The 19,868-nt window shown below is 31.4% G+C and carries 19 protein-coding genes; 1 reads left to right on the top strand and 18 read right to left on the bottom strand.

Translation table 11 applies throughout. From position 1 onward, the window contains the following. Positions 1-39 precede the first annotated feature (39 nt). The 9 genes from dsrP to H526_RS0102275 form a co-directional block, all read right to left on the bottom strand. The gene (gene dsrP, locus H526_RS0102235) at positions 40-1,257 is read right to left on the bottom strand and encodes a sulfate reduction electron transfer complex DsrMKJOP subunit DsrP (protein ID WP_027391483.1); all 1,218 of its coding nucleotides are present in this window, start codon (positions 1,255-1,257) and stop codon (positions 40-42) included. A gap of 78 nt (positions 1,258-1,335) precedes the next feature. Further along, positions 1,336-2,454, bottom strand: a complete 1,119-nt coding sequence (locus tag H526_RS0102240; protein ID WP_027391484.1) for a 4Fe-4S dicluster domain-containing protein — start codon at positions 2,452-2,454, stop codon at positions 1,336-1,338. A 43-nt stretch (positions 2,455-2,497) separates the two neighbouring features. Continuing rightward, positions 2,498-3,118, bottom strand: coding sequence for a cytochrome c3 family protein (locus H526_RS0102245; RefSeq protein WP_027391485.1), 621 nt, complete (start codon positions 3,116-3,118; stop codon positions 2,498-2,500). Further along, positions 3,111-3,812, bottom strand: coding sequence for a multiheme c-type cytochrome (locus H526_RS0102250; protein ID WP_035084127.1), 702 nt, complete (start codon positions 3,810-3,812; stop codon positions 3,111-3,113). Before H526_RS0102250 ends, H526_RS0102245 begins: the two co-directional genes overlap by 8 nt. A 3-nt stretch (positions 3,813-3,815) precedes the next feature. Continuing rightward, complete coding sequence (locus H526_RS0102255; protein WP_027391487.1) at positions 3,816-6,146, bottom strand: molybdopterin-dependent oxidoreductase; 2,331 nt, start codon at positions 6,144-6,146, stop codon at positions 3,816-3,818. A gap of 5 nt (positions 6,147-6,151) precedes the next feature. Next, on the bottom strand, positions 6,152-6,385 hold the full coding sequence (locus tag H526_RS0102260; protein ID WP_027391488.1) for a hypothetical protein: 234 nt from the start codon (positions 6,383-6,385) through the stop codon (positions 6,152-6,154). 392 nt (positions 6,386-6,777) lie between these two features. Continuing rightward, entirely contained in the window at positions 6,778-7,539 is a 762-nt protein-coding gene (locus tag H526_RS0102265; RefSeq protein WP_027391489.1) for a LytR/AlgR family response regulator transcription factor, read from the bottom strand. Further along, positions 7,536-8,651 carry a sensor histidine kinase gene (locus tag H526_RS0102270; RefSeq protein ID WP_027391490.1) on the bottom strand — a complete coding sequence of 372 codons (1,116 nt, stop codon included), beginning with the start codon at positions 8,649-8,651 and terminating at the stop codon, positions 7,536-7,538. The genes H526_RS0102265 and H526_RS0102270 overlap by 4 nt, the downstream gene beginning before the upstream one ends. A gap of 6 nt (positions 8,652-8,657) precedes the next feature. Beyond that, positions 8,658-8,933 carry a hypothetical protein gene (locus H526_RS0102275; RefSeq protein ID WP_027391491.1) on the bottom strand — a complete coding sequence of 92 codons (276 nt, stop codon included), beginning with the start codon at positions 8,931-8,933 and terminating at the stop codon, positions 8,658-8,660. A 188-nt stretch (positions 8,934-9,121) separates the two neighbouring features. On the opposite strand from H526_RS0102275, the gene H526_RS0102280 reads away from it, so the two are divergent. Then, positions 9,122-10,117: a DUF6588 family protein gene (locus tag H526_RS0102280; protein ID WP_027391492.1), complete on the top strand. Its 996-nt coding sequence runs from the start codon at positions 9,122-9,124 to the stop codon at positions 10,115-10,117. A 60-nt stretch (positions 10,118-10,177) separates the two neighbouring features. Here the strand turns inward: H526_RS0102280 and H526_RS0102285 are convergent, their stop codons facing one another. The 9 genes from H526_RS0102285 to H526_RS0102325 all read right to left on the bottom strand — a co-directional run bounded on the left by H526_RS0102285 (position 10,178) and on the right by H526_RS0102325 (position 19,849). Beyond that, positions 10,178-10,831 carry a hypothetical protein gene (locus tag H526_RS0102285; RefSeq protein WP_027391493.1) on the bottom strand — a complete coding sequence of 218 codons (654 nt, stop codon included), beginning with the start codon at positions 10,829-10,831 and terminating at the stop codon, positions 10,178-10,180. A 159-nt stretch (positions 10,832-10,990) separates the two neighbouring features. Next, positions 10,991-11,179 (bottom strand): hypothetical protein, encoded by a 189-nt coding sequence (locus H526_RS0102290; RefSeq protein ID WP_027391494.1) that lies wholly within the window; start codon positions 11,177-11,179, stop codon positions 10,991-10,993. A gap of 269 nt (positions 11,180-11,448) precedes the next feature. Next, positions 11,449-12,189 carry a hypothetical protein gene (locus H526_RS0102295; protein ID WP_027391495.1) on the bottom strand — a complete coding sequence of 247 codons (741 nt, stop codon included), beginning with the start codon at positions 12,187-12,189 and terminating at the stop codon, positions 11,449-11,451. A gap of 14 nt (positions 12,190-12,203) precedes the next feature. Beyond that, the gene (locus H526_RS0102300; RefSeq protein WP_027391496.1) at positions 12,204-12,851 is read right to left on the bottom strand and encodes a DUF6515 family protein; all 648 of its coding nucleotides are present in this window, start codon (positions 12,849-12,851) and stop codon (positions 12,204-12,206) included. 151 nt (positions 12,852-13,002) lie between these two features. Continuing rightward, positions 13,003-14,064 (bottom strand): S1C family serine protease, encoded by a 1,062-nt coding sequence (locus H526_RS0102305; RefSeq protein WP_051335931.1) that lies wholly within the window; start codon positions 14,062-14,064, stop codon positions 13,003-13,005. 96 nt (positions 14,065-14,160) lie between these two features. After that, positions 14,161-14,838 (bottom strand): ion channel, encoded by a 678-nt coding sequence (locus H526_RS0102310; RefSeq protein WP_027391498.1) that lies wholly within the window; start codon positions 14,836-14,838, stop codon positions 14,161-14,163. A 2-nt stretch (positions 14,839-14,840) separates the two neighbouring features. Beyond that, positions 14,841-16,070, bottom strand: coding sequence for a phospholipase effector Tle1 domain-containing protein (locus H526_RS0102315; RefSeq protein ID WP_027391499.1), 1,230 nt, complete (start codon positions 16,068-16,070; stop codon positions 14,841-14,843). Continuing rightward, positions 16,070-16,717, bottom strand: a complete 648-nt coding sequence (locus H526_RS0102320) for a hypothetical protein (protein ID WP_027391500.1) — start codon at positions 16,715-16,717, stop codon at positions 16,070-16,072. Before H526_RS0102320 ends, H526_RS0102315 begins: the two co-directional genes overlap by 1 nt. A 21-nt stretch (positions 16,718-16,738) precedes the next feature. After that, positions 16,739-19,849 (bottom strand): efflux RND transporter permease subunit, encoded by a 3,111-nt coding sequence (locus H526_RS0102325; protein WP_027391501.1) that lies wholly within the window; start codon positions 19,847-19,849, stop codon positions 16,739-16,741. Positions 19,850-19,868: the final 19 nt, after the last annotated feature.

A 19,868-nucleotide genomic window follows, 5' to 3' on the forward strand; every position in this document is an offset into this window, starting at 1 on the left:
TATCATTTCATTTTTTTATTACTGATATAATGAATTGTATTAGTTTTTAAATCTTAATTTTCCTGTTTCTATACCTATAGCAGTTTTAGCAAGAATTGTAAAAACAAAAGCTCCCAACGCCCATATACCCAGCGTTACTCCTATTTCAATACCGGAAGGTGTATACTCGGCTATTTTACCATAAGGACCAGGAATAAAGCCTGGTACAATTAAACCAAAACCTTTTTCAATCCAAATGGCAAGAAATAAAATAAAACAACAGAAATAAAGTACTTTAAAGTTATTACGTAATTTTTCAAAAGTTAAGAGTACTGTTGCAAGAACATTTAGAGGAATAGCTGTCCAGATCCAAGGTAATAAAGCTGTTTTACCTTCTAAACCAAAGAATAGATAAACTGCGCTTTCACTATGATGTGTAGGAGAATAAAATTCTTTAAATAATTCAGAAATCAACATAATTAAGTTAATCTGAGCTGCAACGGTAACAATTTTTGCTATTTTTTTTATTGTTTTATCTTCAATCTTAAATTCTGTGAAATTTCTAATCATTGCAAGTACCAAAATGATTAAAGCTGGACCTGCTGCAAAAGCCGAAGCCAAAAATCGAGGCCCTAATAGTGCGTTATTCCAAAAAGGACGTGCTTGCAATCCTTGATATAAAAAAGCTGTTATTAAATGGATTCCTACTGCCCAAAATACTGATAAAATAGCACCAGGTACATATACTTTAGGATTCGCATCTTTTCCTTGATAATGTTTAAATAAAATATAAAAAGGAATAGTGATATTGATAAACAAATATCCATTAAGAACAATCACATCCCAAGTAAGCATGGAAGCTGGGAAATTAAAAACTCCAATACCAGGAATCATATGCCATAAAACCGAAGGACCACCCATATCTGCCACTACAAAAGCTAAACACATAATCAACGCTGCCACAGCTAGCCCCTCTCCTATTAAAACTGCTTGTTTAAAATCGATATCATGTAATACATAAGTAGGCATAACGAGCATCACAGCGGCGGCAGCCACACCAACCAAAAAAGTGAAATTAGATATATATAACCCCCAACTTACTCGATCATTCATTCCAGTAACGACAAGTCCTTCTTCTAATTGAATAGAATAACAATACATCCCTGCTAACATAACGAATGTTAGAAATCCCATCCAAATAAGGTATTTAATAGAGCCTCTGGTAATAATATCCAAGCTATCCTTAATTAAACTTCCTAAAACTTTTAGTGTACCCATATCAATATTACTGAGGATTTTAATCCATTCATTTTATAATATTTTATATCCTAAATTTGTCAAACTTTATTACTAATATTAATCCATAAAATACCAAAACTTAGGTTCTGTCCCTAAATCTTCTTTAAGCCTGAACACTTTTTTATTTTCTAAAACCCACCGTATTGTACTATTAGGGTCTAGCAAATTCCCAAAAATCCTAGCACCAGTGGGACAAGCTTCTACACAAGCTGGGTCTTTTCCTGATCTGGAACGTTGTACACAAAAAGTGCATTTTTCCATAACTCCTTTTTTCCTCATTCTATTCCCTAAGTAATGTTGGTTTTTATTAATTTCTTCCTCGGGAACTTCAGGTGAACTCCAATTAAATCGACGGCCATCATATGGACAAGCTGCCATACAATATCTACAACCTACACACCAATCATAATCAATTACAACCAAACCATCATCTTCTCTCCAAGTAGCTTGTACGGGGCAGACATCTACACAAGGTGGATTATCACAATGAAAACATTGCGTTCCCATATAAAAATGTCCCTCAGCGGGTACTTCATGATAATAATTATCATCAGCTTCATTAAACTTAAATCCTTCTCCGTCTTTCATTTCATGGATTCGGATATATTGCATTTCAGAATTGCGATCCTGATTGTTTTCTTTCACACAGGCATTTACACAATCCATATATCCCTGACATTTAGATATATTGAATGCATACCCAAAAAGTACATCCTTAGAAGCATTCGTAGAGGTCATATTTATATTTTCCCCTTTTCGTAGTTGATACGAACGCACTAAACGATCCACAGTACCTTTCTTCTCATCATCCGTCATTAGTTTATAGTTTCCTTTAAACTGTTCTTCCCAATCGATTTGCGCTTTTTCTTTACTATCATCCCCAGTAGTTACACTACAAGAGGTACTAGCAGCTCCCGCTCCTATCAATAAACTCGCGGTTAATTTCCTGAATGCAGTACGACGATCCATTTTAACTTCAAAAACTTGATCGAAACCATCTTTTCTTCTTTCGTCACCAATAGCTGCATCCACTGCTTTATCAAAATCTTCATCACTCATTTGATTACTATTATGAGACCCACAACTTCCTGATGAACTACCGCAACCACAGGACCCAGAAGTTTGTTTAGTAGTACTATTCATATTTAGTTTGAAATATTTCTCAATTCCACTCATAACTTTATATTTTTTTGAAAAATCATACTAAAATGTTATTATATCAATCTCGTTCTTTAACTTTTTGTGTATTAAACCTAGAAGGCCATCTGGATAATATTTTAGGCTTGTGAGGATTGTGACAATTCACACATGTCATTGCTGCTCTGGGCTTAGCCCATCCTCCAATATTTTTACCATGGGCTCCACCTTTCCAATCTTCAAATTGACTACTATGACACTGAGCACATAATTGATAACTTCTATTAAAATCAATAGTTTTACCAGTAAGGCTTTGTAAATTATCCATATCATTACCATTATGGCAAGTACTACAATTCATTATTTCTTGATTAGCATGTTCCAAAACAACATCCCAATGTGCTTTTTTTAGCGCTACTCCTTTTAATTCTTCTACTGGTTTAGAATGACATTCGGTACAGGCATATGATGTAATCTGACTTTTACGATCAGGTATCAAAAACGTATGATTATCTTCGGTTATTTCAATAGTTTTAATATCACCAATATAACGCTCAGAAGAAATAGATACACCTTCAAACTGCTTACTTTCTGCCTCTATTTTATCAGTCAAACTATGATATTCATTTTCATTATGCTTACAAGCAAAAAGCATTATTAGGGTAATACAACTAAAAAAATAACTATTGTTTTTTCTATTCATCTCTGTTGTCTTTAGTTCTTGTAAAAACCTCCACTTCAACGATATCACGAGTGTCTGACACATGGCACTGACGACAATTTATTCTATCGGGATGTGTAACCCTAATTTCTTTAGGAGCTGCAGGACCTGCATGACAAGACAAACAATTTTCTCGCATCTCAATTTGGTGAGGAATCATTGGTGGACTTCCTGGCAGTGCATTATTATTACCAACTGTTGCGGCAATTCTTTTATAGAATGTTGTTTCTTTAAAACTTGATGATGTATTCTCTGCCACATGACATTGTCTACAATTAATCATTTCTGGGTGAGGCGTTACAGGAGCATATGCATTAAACTTATCAGTAAAGCCTCCATTTTGATGACATTGTAAACATGCTTTTCCTCCCATTCCCCTTTCTCCTTTAATCAATGGATGCGGAATACTCGGTGGAGCTCCAGGATATGCTCTATTATTATAATATGAGTCTAATGTTCTTTGATGAGCTTCATCTATTGGCATATTGAGATAATCTAAAGCAAATTCGGAGCGTTCAAAAACTTTTTTTTCTGAATAAATAATTGGTAGTGCTTGTTCTTTAGCAATAGGAATATAGGCTTCTTCCAGTCCCTTTTTATAACTATATCCCCAATTGATAATAAAACCAATGAATAAAAGAGTAAATAATAATATGATACTAAGTCGTCTTTTCATTATTTATACTTTTTCTACTTTTACCGCACATTTTTTATAATCTGGTTCTTTTGAAATTGGACAAAAAGAATCCAAGGTGATGTCATTAATCAACATATTTTCATCAAAAAAAGGAACAAATACCTGCATAGGAGCTGGTACTCCTCTTTCATCCACAGAAGCTGGTAAAACAATTTCTCCACGTCGTGTTGTTAATTTAACCTTATCTCCTGTTCTAATTTGTAAACGTTTAGCATCATCTGGATGTAGTTCCACATATCCATGCGGCATTGCCTTATGTAATACAGGGATTCTCCTAGTCATAGATCCTGTATGCCAATGTTCTACTACACGACCTGTACCTAACCAATATGGATATTCTTTATCTGGCTCTTCTGCTGCAGGTTCATAAGGACGTTGCCAGATTATTGCCTTACCGTCTGGTTTTCCATAGAAATGGAAATCTTTTCCGTTAGAACAAGCTGGATCGTATTTTGCATTAAATCTCCATTGTGTAGATTTTCCATCGACATATGGCCACATAGCACCTGACTGAGATTTTAACACCTCTAGCGGAGCCATATTGTGCTTTTTCCCTTCATGATGTCTTCGGTATTCCGTATAAATTTCTTCTATATGAGTTTCTTCATTGTAATAGAATTGTTTTTCAAACCCCATTCGTTTGGCAACTTCAATTAATTGCAAAGTATCACTCATAGCCTCTCCAGGCGGCTCTAACATTTGTTCAAAGTATTGGGTACGCCTTTCAGAATTACCATACATACCTTCTCGCTCTATCCACATTGCAGAAGGTAAAATGATATCCGCAATATCAGTAGTAGGAGTTGGATAAATATCAGAAACAACAATAAATCGCCCTTCTTTTTTAGCTCCATCCCTATAGCGTTTTAACTTTGGCATTGTGACCATTGGATTCGTTACCTGAATCCACATAAATTTGATATCTCCTCTATCGAGTGCTCGAAACATCTCTACAGTATGATATGTAGGTTTTGGATCTATATTTTCGACTGGAACATCCCATATTTTAGCTGCAAACTCACGATGTTTTTTATTGGTAACAACTCCATGTGGAAGTTTATGAGTTAAGGTCCCTACTTCTCTTACCGTTCCACAAGCACTGGGTTGACCAGTTAATGAAAATGGACTATTTCCTGGTTCAGATATCTTACCTGTTAATAAATGTATATTATATACTAAATTATTCATCCAGGTTCCTCGAGAATGTTGATTCATTCCCATACACCAAAACGACATCACCTTTTTATTTGGATCTCCAAATTGTGCGGCTAAATACTTAATATCTTTGACCGATACGCCTGAAATTTCTGAAGCTTTTTCTGGTGTATAATCATCTAGAAATGTTTTGTAATCTTCAAAGCTAATTTTCTCAGGTTTGTCTACGAACTTATAGCCGTCTTCCAAACCATATCCCATATTAGTCAATCCTTTGCTAAAATTGCAATGTTCTTCTACAAAGGACTGATTCATCCAGCCATTATGAATTATTTCATAACATATCGCATTTGCTACTGCTAAGTCAGTTTGAGGCTTAAATAATATAGACTTATCTGCTGCCATACTTGTGCGAGTGGTTCTGGTAGCAAAATCAATAATTTTCACTCCTTTTTTAAGTCGTTGATCTAACAGTCTGGAAAATAAAACAGGATGCATTTCAGCCATATTATTACCCCATAACACAAATGTATCTGCATAATCAATATCCTCATAACATCCCATAGGTTCATCCAAACCGAATGATGTTAAAAAGCCTGTTACAGCAGTAGCCATGCATAATCTAGCATTGGCCTCTACATTATTGGTTCCTATACATCCTTTAAATAGTTTTGATGCTACATATCCATCGGGAATAGTCCACTGACCAGAACCATAAATCGAAACTGCATCTTTCCCGTGTTCTTTAATTGTTTTTTTCATTTTAGAAGCAATAAGGTCTAATGCTTCCTTCATAGATGTTTCTACATATTCTCCATTTTTCTTTATCAAAGGTTTAGTTAAACGATCTTTTCCGTACAAGGCCATGATGGAATGATATCCCTTTACGCAGCATAGTCCTTTGTTAACAGGAGATTTTGGATCTCCTTTAACGGCAATAGCTTTCCCTTTTTCTGTACCTATCAAAACACCACAACCCACACCACAAAAACGACAAGGCGCTTTTTTCCAATCCAAATTTGATCCAGAAGGTATCCCTTTCTCCTGTTCATCCGCAAACATAATACCTGGAAACATTGATGTCGCCGCAGTCATAGCAGATAATATTGCCATTTTTTTAATAAAACTCCTTCTATTGGTAAGTGTTGATGTATACATATATATTAATTTGGAGTATTAAAACCTGAAACCATTGCTAATAGTTTTAAGCTAGAAATTGTTTCTAATTTTTCTCTTAAAATATCCTCTTGGACAGAATTATTTGTGTCTGTAACTACTATAAGAAGTTCTTGATTTTTTGCAGGAATAACTTCGCAATTTTCTAGTGAAGATAATGCACTTATAAGTTGATCTTTTTTTCCTTGATAGGGATGTGCTAAATAACTTTTTATTGGCATAGCTAAAAGGTCTATTATTAATTATAAAGATGTACCAATCATTTAGGACAAAAAATGATATATATCATAGTTCATAAACTAATCAATACTATTTAAAAACTTTTAATATATGCTAATACAGTACGTGATATTTATAATATCTATATCCTAAACAATCTTTAGTGCTCTTTTCAAAATGAAAAGATTTATACTCTGTTTGTAATGTTGATTTTTATCTGGGTTTACTCTAAAAAAATAAGTATGAAGATATTATATAAGCCCATATGCAAACCATTTTTAAATTAGATCAAATGTGTGAATATTTAACCTACTTCAATTTAATGTTTTTTTATAAAACTACATCCTTCAGATTAATTAAATTGTTAAAAATCAGAATGATTCTAAATAAATACCTATTCTGACAACCAATTTTTAAAGCTTGTAGCTTTAGCTTTACTTACGACGATTCTTTCTTTTGAAACAGGATTAATATTTATAATTAATTTTCCATTGAAATAGTATTTTATATTGACTATGGCTTTCTTTTGAATAATAAATTGTCGATTCGCTCTAAAGAATTTTTCAGGATCTAACTCTTCTTCAATATCTTCTAATTTTTTATCAATTATATACCCTTTATTTTCAGTGGTTATAGCTTTAACCATTCCCATATCTATAAAAAAATAAGAAATATCATCTGTTGGTAGCGGCAATAATTCATCTTTATGATGTACTAGATACATGTTTTTATATGATTTTGAAGAATTTTGTAAAAACTGAACTACATCATTTATTTGATTAGATACTGTATTCGAGGTTTGTTTTTGGTTTTTAAACTTTGTAATCGCCGTAGCTAATTCTTCTTGATCGATTGGTTTTAATAAATAATCAACACTATTGACCTTAAAGGCTTTTATAGCATATTGATCATAGGCTGTAGTAAAAATTATTGGGACATCGATTGATACTTTATCAAAAATTTCAAAAGAAATGCCATCTGCAAGATGAATATCCATAAATATTAGTGCGGCATCAACGGTTTCCGAAAAGTACGTTATTGAACTTTTTACAGAATCTAAAACTTTTACTACTTCTATAGACGCATCTATTCTATTAAGAAGGTATGTTAAGTTATCACTAGCTGTAATTTCATCTTCTATAATTATAACTCTCATGTGTCTGTTTTTAAAGGAAGTATTACCTTAAATAAACCATTACTATTATCAATAACTATATGCTCTTTTTTTAATAAGTAATAACGTTTATCAAGATTAATCAAACCATTTCCTGTGCCTTGTACTAAAGAAGTTCTGGCTTTTATAACATTTTCTACAAATATGCCTTTGTCAGAACTATATACTTTTACTTTCAAGGGGTTTTCCTGAGATATTTCGTTGTGTTTTACGGCATTTTCAACTAGTAATTGAAGTCCCAATGGTGGAATTTCTTCTGACAATAGGATTTGATCTATTTTTATATCTATTTCAAAGCGATTCTGATATCTTGTTTTTATCAACTCGATGTAACTCTGTAAAAATTTAAGTTCTTCTTTTACCGTTACCAAATCCCGTTCACCACTCTGTAAAATATATCGGTATAAAAAGGATAAATTATTAACAAACTTAGTTGCTTTGGTATTGTCTCTAATCAAAGAGTTTAATGAGTTGAGAGAGTTAAACAAAAAATGGGGGTTTATTTGATTTTTTAATGCGGTTAACTCTTTTTGTAAATTTTGTTGTTTTAAATTTTCGTTCTCTAATAATTGTTTTTGTTGACTAATTTGATACCTAAGAATACTAGCAACAAAAATGCAAATCAATAGAATTACAAAATAAACAAAGTATTGAAGACCTACCTCAGACTCAGATAATGGTTTCCCTATAAAAAACGCATAACCTTTTATAAATAAATACACAAACCCTAAATATAATATAGTGTTTAAAACTACAGTAATTATAGTCTTACTATAAAAGCTAAGAAATGCATATTTTTCTTTCCAATTTGTATTAATATAAAGAGCTAACAGAGAAAAAATAAAAAAAGAAATAACTCTTAATGAAATATCTCCTAAGGATACTTCACTAAAAGAATCTACTAGCTTGTCAGTGATATGAAAAAGAGAAAGTGCTCTAGGTAGATTAATTAATATAGTGATAAGCAATGCAATCTTAAAAACAATAATATGTTTGACCTTTTTGCTACCTATCATTATAAATTTTCGTTTGATATACCCTATAAATGTAATTAAATTTATCTTGATATAATTCTGAGATTTCTGAATATCCATATTGAATTAATAGATTATATCTTCTCCTTCTGATACATCAAAAATATCTTTTGGACTTATCTGATATTCATTATAGGTTCCGAAAACAGATTCGAATGACAAATCATTATATAATTGTTCTGAAGCCAAATTGTTCAATTCTAATTCTGGATTCCATTTACAAGGTTCTGGGATATTATGACCCATATTGTTATTACTTTCTATTTTATACAACCCCGCTGTGGTAAACAATAAGATGCTACCTAAAATTGAAGTGGTAAAAATTACATTTGAAATTTTCATTGTTATATTTTTTATGATTTTATTTTACAAATGTATGTTCAAGAATAAACTTGGATTTCGCTTTTATGAATGAAACAACCTAAATCGTATATGAATTATCTCTGATGTAAAATGAGACATATTTCATAGTATTGATTTACAATGATTTGATTTAATTATGGTACATTTAACTATCATATATATTGATAATGAAAAAATTGATCCTTGTATTTTTTTTTAACTTATTTTATTCAGGGTTTTCACAAGAAAACCTAAGAAGTTTTTTATTGGTAGGGATTGAATTTACTGAACGAGTAGCTACCAGATATACAGAACCAATGACTGAAGGTGTTATGTATGGACTAACAGGAGGTTGGTATAATTCTGCCAAAACAATGGATGTATGGGAAGTGAAATTTTCTATTGTTTCTAATGGTTCTTTTATCCCTAGTGAGAAAGAAACTTTTCAAATAGATGTTAGAGATATACCAAACTTGTCCATAGATCAGAATGATAGTGGAATGGCACAAATTCCTACTATTTTGGGAGGTGATTCTGATTTACAGTTTATTGCTACGGTTGATGGAGAACAATTCGAATTTACCGCTCCAGAAGGAATAGGACTGATAGATATAAATTTACTCCCAAATGCTTTTTTGCAATTTAAAATAGGGTTGCCCAAATATACCGAACTTGGAATACGTTATTTTCCTAAACTAAATATTGAAGACATTAGTCTAGAGATTTGGGGAATAGGAATTCAACATCAGTTTTCTAAATGGATAAGACCTATAAATGAGTCAAAAATTGCACTTTCTGGTCTAATTGCATATACTACTTTGATAGGTGATTTTGAGTTTGCTTCTGATGGTTTCGTAACGGGAAATAATCAAGAAATAGATGCCACGTTGAATTCTTGGTTATTTGAACTTATTGGATCTACTCAAAACCCAGTATTTAATGTATATGGAGGATTAGGTTATGTTTTCGGTAATTCATCTACCAAACTAAAAGGTAGCTATATAATCGAAACGGAAACCGAAACATTATCATTTATAAATCCGCTAGATATTAAAAACAACGTACGTGGATTAAGAGCGAATATAGGAGCTAGCGTTAATGTTAATTGGTTTAGAATCAACTTGGATTATACTTTACAAGGATTTAATAATCTATCATTAGGATTAAATTTCAAAATAAAATAAAATCCGCCGGAGATACTTCAAAACCTCCGACGGAACAACCAACTAATCAATCACAAAAATTTATGTTTTCAATTTTTTTACTATTTGTTTTGCATAATCCTTTGATGTACTTCCTAAACTATCGGGGTTTTCTATACTGGATGTAATAACACATATCAATTGTTTTTCTTCGGGTTTAGTTAAGTCGTACACTAATGTTTCCAAAATATACCTTGTGTTATGAGCAGTTACCTGTGTTATTTGATCTGAACTAATATAAGAGCTATCATAATATCGATAAAATCCTCTATAGTATCCTCTTCCGTAGTAAGGGAAAACATCTACGTAATAGGAAGTTCCTGTGGTAACTGTTTCGGTATACTCCTGAGTATCTCTTAAATTTGTAACAACAATTACCTCTATTCCATTATCCTGAATTTCACTTTTAATCTGATTCAACTCTTTTTTATCAACATCACAATTGGTATTAGAGTCTGGAAATAATATAAAGCTTTCAATAGATTCATATCCTTTTTGGTTTAAATTACTAGCCAAATCCCTTTCAAATCTTGTACGGATTATTACATCATTTGTTCTACTTACCACCATGATATTTTTGTTTTTAATATTCGTAGTATTTATATCTTTCCACGAATCAGTTACTTTTACCGAAGAGCAACTAATCAAGCTCATTATTATTGTTATTGTTATTATTATTTTTATGTTAGTTTTCATAATTGTTTAATTTTAATTTCTTTAAATAAATAAAAAAGTATTTTCATCCTGATCATAGCTTCTTGAGCTATTATAAAAATGGTTATGCTCCTTTTTATTTTTAGTTCTATTCACAGTATTTCGAATTATTCTTATTAGCGTTTTCATATCTCTTTCTTTTTAATTACTAATTGCATATCCAGCTCCTCTTCCTAAACTTTTTAATTTTTCATAAAGGTTATCGAACCATTTTTTGATAAGTACAAATTCATTTTCTTGATTATTACCTCTTTCGGTGTTTAAACTAATTTCTTCTGCTGTAAACATTGTTTTGCTATTATAAACTATTTTAAAACTTCCTGTTTTCATCTTATTTGATTTTATTGTTTAAATATTATTTCTTGTACAAATGTATCCTAAGAAAACAGGTAATATTCTGGTTTTCAAATCCAAACAGCTAAAATTGATGCTAAAACGTCTAAAACATAAAGTGAAATGTTTTAAGTAAATTCTATTCATAAGACGTTACATATACACCTAAAAAAAACCTTAGGTAATCCTAAGGCTTTTTAAAACAATTTGATTAAATTCTACTCTCAATCTTTTATTAATCCCATAATTATTACGGCATCATTTATTTACAATCTTCTACGTCGTTTTCTTGTTTCATATTCATTTTTCTCATTACGATCATCCTGTCGTTCTCTTCTATCTTCTATTCTTTCTCTATTATCTTCTGCGAGTTCTCTTTTAGTAGCCACAATATCTTGCTCTAATGTTTGGACAAATTCTGAAGCTAATTTCTTTTTAGCTATCATTTTTTCTATTTCAGCCTGGTTAAATGAGAAATTGAAATCTTTAAGTTCTTTAAGGATTATTGTCTGACGTTCTGCTCGTTTAATTTGCATCTCAAAATCTTTAATATCATCTCGTCTATCTCTTTGATCATCTCGTTTATTAATTCTATCTCTCGCCATGTCTCTTTGATCATCTTTTCTATCATACCCACCTCGATCAGAGTCTTCACGATTATTTCGTATTTCCCTTCTTTCAGATCTTATTTCCGAAGAACTTTGAGCTATCTCAATTCTAGCCTGTTTTGCTTTTAGATTACTTTGTTCGACTTCTCGAATCATATCTGTTATAATATCTTTTTTTAACAGATTTACTCTTGTAACATCCTTTAAGTCAAAAGATTCTTCAAATAGTTTAATTTTGACTTTTAATGCTTTTAATTCTTTACTATCTCTTTCGAGGTTTTTCTTCCCTTCTATAATTTGCTTCGTATTTTGAATAGCTTCTTTTACATTTTGACCATTTACTGTTAATCCTATTATTAAGAAAAGAATTACCAAGAGTTTACTATTTGAAATTTTCATAATATGTATTTTAATTAGTTGTTTTCTGATATATATACTACTTCATAAGCTGTATTTCCATCAAAAGTTGATATCTTCTTGTATAACATGTTGTTATACTCATAAAACACTTTTCCATCTAGAATCACTTCTTCTGCATCTTTGTGTATATCTTTAACTTGAGTTCCTACAGGTGGTTGTGTGATTTCATATTTTTCCTCTATTTCCTCACTTGTTTCTATTTCTTTATAATACGTTCCTGAGTGGTAATAAACAACAGAGGGTCCAGTTATAATTCTTACATAACCTACTGGCAATACAGTCACTCTAAATCCAACAGGTGGCAATACGATTACATATCCATCACCGTAAACTGTATAAAATGTTCCCGAATAGTAGTAGTATGGTAATCCTCTGTAAATTACTCTAACATGGCGCCTGGGCAAAGTAGTAATCACCCGGTGATGTCTAGGATATCTATATCGTGGATTACGATATATAGGTTGCGTACGGTAACCATCGCCTCTAAAACTTCTGGAACTTTGATTGTTGTTTTTTGGATACGTTCTTTCTGAAGTTGCTCTATTTCGACTAGTATTATTTCTTTGTGCAATTGTAGATTCTGTAGCGCTAAATATTAGTAATACTAGACATATTTTTAATATATTAATAACTGTTTTCATCTGATTTTATATTATACTTTTAAACAATTGATTTTCTTAATCTTTAGTCAAAAGTATATTTAGACCTGTTGAAAACAGAGGCTATATTAACTGAAACGTATAAATATGGAACTGAAACAAACTAATAATCCAATGAAACAATTTGGACTATTTATTGCTTCGGGAATTTTAGAGTTCCTATTTTACCTTCTCTCAAAATAGTTATGGAAATAGAATCACCTTTTTTTAATGTTTTTATCTTTTCTTTTATTTGATATCCGCTATTATCATTTTCAAATTTTATATCCATAATATCCAAAATAACATCTCCTCCTAAAACTATTTGTTCACCATCTATAATAGCAGGGATCTGTCCTCCTCTTAAGCCCAGTTTCCCGGCTGTACCTTGGGTAGATGTATTAAGAATTAGCAAACCTGATCTTTGAGGGATATTAAGCACTTTAGCAAGATCCCCAGAAATTATTCTGGCATCCATTCCTGTCCAAGTATCTGGATCTTCCATTAATATTTTTTTTGCTACATTAGAAGACACTGCAAATCCAATACCGTCGAATCCCCCAGAAATGGTATATATTCTGCTAGCAATACCAATCACTTCTCCTTTCATGTTAAAAACCGGGCCACCAGAATTACCAGGGTTGATAGCAGCATCAGTTTGTAAAAATTCTACTTTAATAAAGTTGTTACTTAAATTTTCTGGAATGTGCCTACCGCTTAAGATTCCTTTTGATAACGATTGTTTGAAACCATGAGGAGCACCTAAAACGAAGACATCCTCCCCTATTTGGACACTGTCAGAGTTTCCAATTTTAGCTACTGTTTTATTATTTACCAAAAACTCATCTTTAATTTTTAATAAAGCTACATCTGCGCTTGGATTAGAAGATATAACTTCTGCCTCATACCTATCACCATCTACAAATTCTACAGTAATTACTTCTGCTGCTTTGATTACGTGTTCTGCTGTCCAAATCAATCCTTCTTTAGAAATTAAAAAACCTGAACCTTGTGATGATTGTGTTGCCAATTTTCTATTAACACCTTCTCCTTGTGATCCAATACTAACGACATCAATAACTACAACCGATGAGTTAATTTTATTGTAGAGGTCAGCTAAATTTTGACTATACATACTTCCTGTTATAAAAAAGAAAATTGCTGAAACATTAAAAAGTAGTTGATTACCGTACATTGAGAAATTAGTTGTTTTCATCTGTTTATCTAGTTTATAAAGAATACTATATTTTACTATTAATGGTATTTATCTAATCTTAGAAATTAATAATCATATACTAATAATTCTTATATTTTATTCTATATTATTTTTAGGAATCTGCCCTATATATTTCCCCACTACAATAGCAGTTAAAATTACTAAATAAAATTGCCCTATCATCCCTATCAAAATAGCTGCTTTCTGCGCTAAAGAGGTTACAGGAACAATTTCACCATACCCTATTGTCATTAAGGTTATATAACTATAATACATCAAACGTTCTGTAAATAATTGAGATTGCTCTACAGTTGCGTTAAGTCCTTCAAAAGAACCAGGATGTACTATTTCTATACTCAAACAAATAAAAAAACTAATTAATCCCAATGATATATAACCACTAATGAGCCCAAAAATCACATTCTTATTAACGATTTTAGCTTCCCATATTTGTTGTATAATTTCAAAAGTTACAATGGTGTAAAATAAAAAGGAAACCCCCATATTGAGTAACTTTAAAACTTGGCTGCCTTTATCTTCTAAAAAATCTGCACCAAAAACAATTCCGGATATAATTAGTAATACTATAAAAAACCACATTACCTTTCTCTTCTTCGAAATCAATATAATTCCTGCTATTAAATTGATAAGGAATAGTAAAGGCGATATAAATTTTTCAAAAAAATATTCTGGTAAAATCAGTGAGCCAAAGAGAATACTTATCTGACTAAATAAGAAAAGTTCAAAACGATATTGATATATTTTTTTTATCATATTTATTTTTCAATTATAAAGCATTCTGTATCCTCTATATAATCATAACCTCCTAAATCATTTTTCTCAAAACACTCACTAAATAGTTTAATTAAGTTAATTTCATAGGTCTGCAAAGAAATTTTTAATCGATCTAAAACAGATTGATGTATTTTTAATTTTTCTTTTTTATATCCATTTTTTGATACTAAAAGTGACAATTTACGACTTCTTCTCGGGTAAAATAGGCGAACAAATCCTTTTGCCGGGTTGTTAGTTTTATCAAAACGATCTTGGTATACATTGACATTCTCAGGTAATAATTTATATTCGGTAAGCTGATCAATCATCCAGTTTAAGGAAACTCCACTAATATTAGTGTTTTTAGCACCTCCACCTACATCAGAATGAGCGCCAAAAAACCAAACTTCATTCACTACGTCTTCAGGTTTAACTTCTTTACAAGTAGCAAATAATCGTTCTTGAGTAAGCAAAACTGGAGTAAATATAGAACTTCGATTATCATTTAATGATAATGCATGCACCGCTTTTTTAACATTACATAATTGATCAAAATAGTTATTTTTCGGTGCATAATATTCTTCATCGTATTTAGGTATTCCCAGGGCAGCAACAGTATCCCATAGGCCCATAAATTCTATTTTATAATTATTTGGATCTAGGGTATTCTGCTTGGTTATTTTTTTAACATCCTCTCTCCTTTCCCGAAGGTTCTTTTTACTTTTATGAGCATCATAAATTTTTCTAACAAATTGTAATCTTTTTTCCTTTGGAATATGTTGTAAATCTGGAATCCCAGCAACATAAATAAGGCCAGCGAGAATTCTAGATGCATATGCTCCACGACTAAAACCAAAAATATAAATTTGATCTCCACGTAGATGATTATAATTTTCTGCAAGATATAGATACCCTTTACATACTTCTCTTTTAATACCAGATCCGGTAATCAATCCCAATAAATCAGCTCCATTCCCTACACCTCTTAAATAAACAGCTCTTATATCAGGATTGTTTTGTAGTGTAGTTAAATTATAAAGTTTAGATACATTTGTATAGCTACTTTCATTATTGTGCGTTCCATCTAAAAATATTGCTATTTTCTTAGAAGCATTATTTAATTGAAAAGGTTGGTGTACAATAGGTTCTTTTATTCCGCATCCATAAATTATAAACAACAACAAAAGAATTAATGATTTATTATAATACCACATTTTATGAGGAATGATCATTATTGTTTAAACTGATTAGAAACAATTTTAGAAAAATTGTCCAGTACCTTAGATGCAGACTTTGGATCAGTAATATCTATTACAGAAACACTTACTAATTGTCTGTCTTTCTCTAAGGTAAGATCGTAGGTTACTGCCTCTAAAATATACGTTTTGGATGTAGGCAAAGTACCACCATTTTCTGGTGCAGAAAGTTTAGGTAAGGTGTTGCTGATATCATCTTCATTATTAAAAACTAGAAAACTTTTACCTTCATACTCTTCGGGTATATTAGCGCGCTGAGGAGTATCTGATTTTTTTGTCTCGATTGTGTTTTTTAAAGATGTAACCAGAACACCTCCGATTCCTTTATCTACAAATAGTTTTATTATTTGATCTGTTTCTTTTGGTGCTGTTCTCTCTTTTTCTTCGAAATCAGGAAATATTTTATGCATCATCACTACATCAATATTATGATCTTTTAATTGATCGGCTATTGCTGTTTCATATGATTTTCTAATTTCTAGATTAGGGCTTTTTGCAGCGATTAATATTTTCTTAGCTTTTAAAAATTGAAAATCCTTGGATTTCCATGAGTCTATCAACTTAATAGAAGAACAGCCTAAAAAAAATGGTAATATTAGAACAAGTAATAATCTTTTTTTCATTGTATCTGATACTATGCAAGATTAATCTAATAATTCATCATTAAAAGTATATTCTTTATAATCTACTTTATACAATACACTATAGAATGATGGAATATATAACAGTGTAATTACAGTACCAAATAACAAACCAATCATAATAGTTACTGCCATAGGTTCCCACATTTCTCCACCTCCTAGATATAAGGGAATTAAACCCAATACTGTAGTAAATGTTGCCAATAAAATAGGTCTAAAACGCTGAATACAAGCCGCAATAATAGCATCTTGGGGTTTTCTTTTTAATTCATTTTCTTCGATTTCAATGCGATCAATTAATACAATTGCATTATTGATCACTATTCCTGCTAATGAAATTACACCTAGAAATGCCATAAATCCAAAAGGGACACCAAATAATAGTAATCCGATAACCATACCGATAACTCCTAACGGAATTGTAGTTACAATCATCGTCATTTTTCTAAAAGAGTTAAATTGTATGATTAATAGCATTACAATAATAAATGCCGAAAGTGGTAGATAATTAGCTACAGCACCCATATTTTCAGCACTATTCTCTGCATCTCCTCCTAATTTGTATGTATATTCTTTTCCCCATTTTGATTCTTGTTCTTTTAGCCAAGGTGTTATTACTGCAGTTATTTCAGAGGCATTTCCATCTTCCGTTAATTCGCTAGAAACATTAATGGTTCGTGTAAGGTCTAATCTTTTAATTTTAGAATATTGCCATTTCGGAATAATATTAGCTATCTGTAACAAGGGAACACTTTTTCCAGAGTTTTGACCATAAACATTAAGGGTTTCTAAAGAAGCTAGAGATTGTTGTTTTCCTTGATTACTAGTCATTATAATTGGAATAGATTTATCATCTTCTCTAAATTCCCCGGCCTGAAAACCATCTAATACAGTTAGTAATGATATTGCTACATCTTGATTAGTAATACCAGCTGTTTGCGCTTTGTTTTGATCAATGTCTATAACAAATTTCTTTCCTTTTGGTCCCCAATCATCCTTTATGTTTTTAGTTCCAGAAATACTAAAAAGTTTGGATTTTATTTCTTCGGCTATACTTGATAATTTATCAGGATCATCTCCAGATACTTTAATTTCTATAGGAGTTCCACTACCACCTGACCCTAATAATCCAACTTTAATATCCGCATCTGGAAATGTATCGAAACAAAAAGCATCTAGCTTTTTTACCATATCATTATTTACTAAAAAAGATGAAGTGTTTACCAGAATATGGGCATAATTTGAATTTGCTTCATCCGCACTATATCCCAAATCATAAGATGAAGGTCCTTTTCCTATATATGAAGACCAATCAACAATACCATCGGACCTCTTTTCTGTAACTTTTAAATTATTCGTTATAAATTTTTCAATACTTAATATAGTAGCTGTAGTACTTTCAATTTTGGTTCCTTCGGGTAAGTTAATATCAATTGTGATCATATTACGATCACTATCTGGGAAAAACACAAACGCTAGTTTTGTAAATCCATACAGTGATAAAAAGAATAGAACAACAATACTAATCAACACTGTTTTTTTCCAAGTTAATACTATTAAAATAAGGTCTTTATACTTAGATTTCAAGAGGTTAATCATACGATCCAAAAAGCCAATTTTGCCATCTTCTCTTTTTTTAATTTTTAGAAAAAACACACAAAATAAAGTAATAATACTCAACGAAATTATCCACGATGATAGCAACGCAATGGTAATCACAACAAAAATAGGCCCCATAATATCTCCCATTACTGATTCTGCCATAAAGAATGCAAGAAACGCAGCAGAAGTTGTTAAAGTAGAAATCAATAAAGGCATAAATAATTCAGCACAAGAGTCAATCGCAGCTTTTTTAACATCAATTCCATTTTCCATTTTTACCATTATGGATTCTGCAACAACAATAGCATTATCAACCATCATTCCTAAAGCCATTATCAATGCAGCGAGTGTAATCTGATTAAGCCCTACATCAATAAGTCCCATAACCATAATCGTTGTAATAGTAACGATAGGTATCAAACTGGCTATTACCATTCCAGTTCTGAAGCCTAAGAAAATAAGCATTACAGCCAGCACAATAGCAATGGACTGCATTAGATTACCCAGAAAATCATTAATCTTAAGATCTATATATTGGTCTATTGAAGCTAATCGAGATACTTCTAGCCCTATAGGGAGTTTCGCTTGCCATTGGGCTAATAAAATATCAATTTCTTCCCCTAATTTTATAATATTCCTTCCTTCTTTTAGTGAAATATGTAATGAAATAGCATCTTTACCGTTGATTCTTACTTTCTGATTAGGAGGGTCAATATATCCTTTTTCTATTTTAGTAATATCACCTAAACTAACAACTTGTCCGCTTTGCCCAATAGGTATTAACATATTTTCTATATCTGTAATAGAATTAAAATTACCTGTTGGTTCAAGAATAATTCGTTCTTCTTCGATATTTACTTCTCCACCAGAATTTAGAATATTAGTACTTGATATAATTCCTTGTAAGGTGCTAGAAGTTAACCCATAAGCTTTTAATTTAGTATTATCAAACTTAACAAAAACACGTTCATCTTGTGATCCATTAATTTCTACTTTGGCTGCATCCTCTAATTTGATTAAATCATCCCTAAGATCATCTGCCTTTTCTTTCATAGTAGCATAAGAAAACCCGTCGCTAGTAATTCCGACAGCAATTCCAAAAACTTCTCCAATGCCATCGTCATTTAATTGTGGTTGTACATTATTAGGTAAATCATCAATTGTATTTAATTTACGACGAAGTCGATCCCATACAGATTGTAACTGCTCTGGAGTAACTTCCATTTTTAATTCCACCTGAACAACTGATAATCCAGTTCTGGAAGTACTTGTTACTTTTTTGAGTTCAGGAAGTTCTTGAGCTATTTTTTCAATTTTATCCGTCACCAACTCCTCTACTCTTTCTGGACTTGCTCCAGGAAATGAAGAAACCACTGAAGCTACACGAACTGTATATGGAGGCATACTATCACGAGAAAGTGACGCATAATATACCATACCCATTATCATAATTACTGCTAGGATACTTAAAGAAACACGATTTTTTTCAATGGAAAATTTAGCAAAATTCATAGTTGATTCTTTTGATACT

The organism is Aquimarina latercula DSM 2041 (assembly GCF_000430645.1).
GTDB classification, from domain to species: domain Bacteria; phylum Bacteroidota; class Bacteroidia; order Flavobacteriales; family Flavobacteriaceae; genus Aquimarina; species Aquimarina latercula.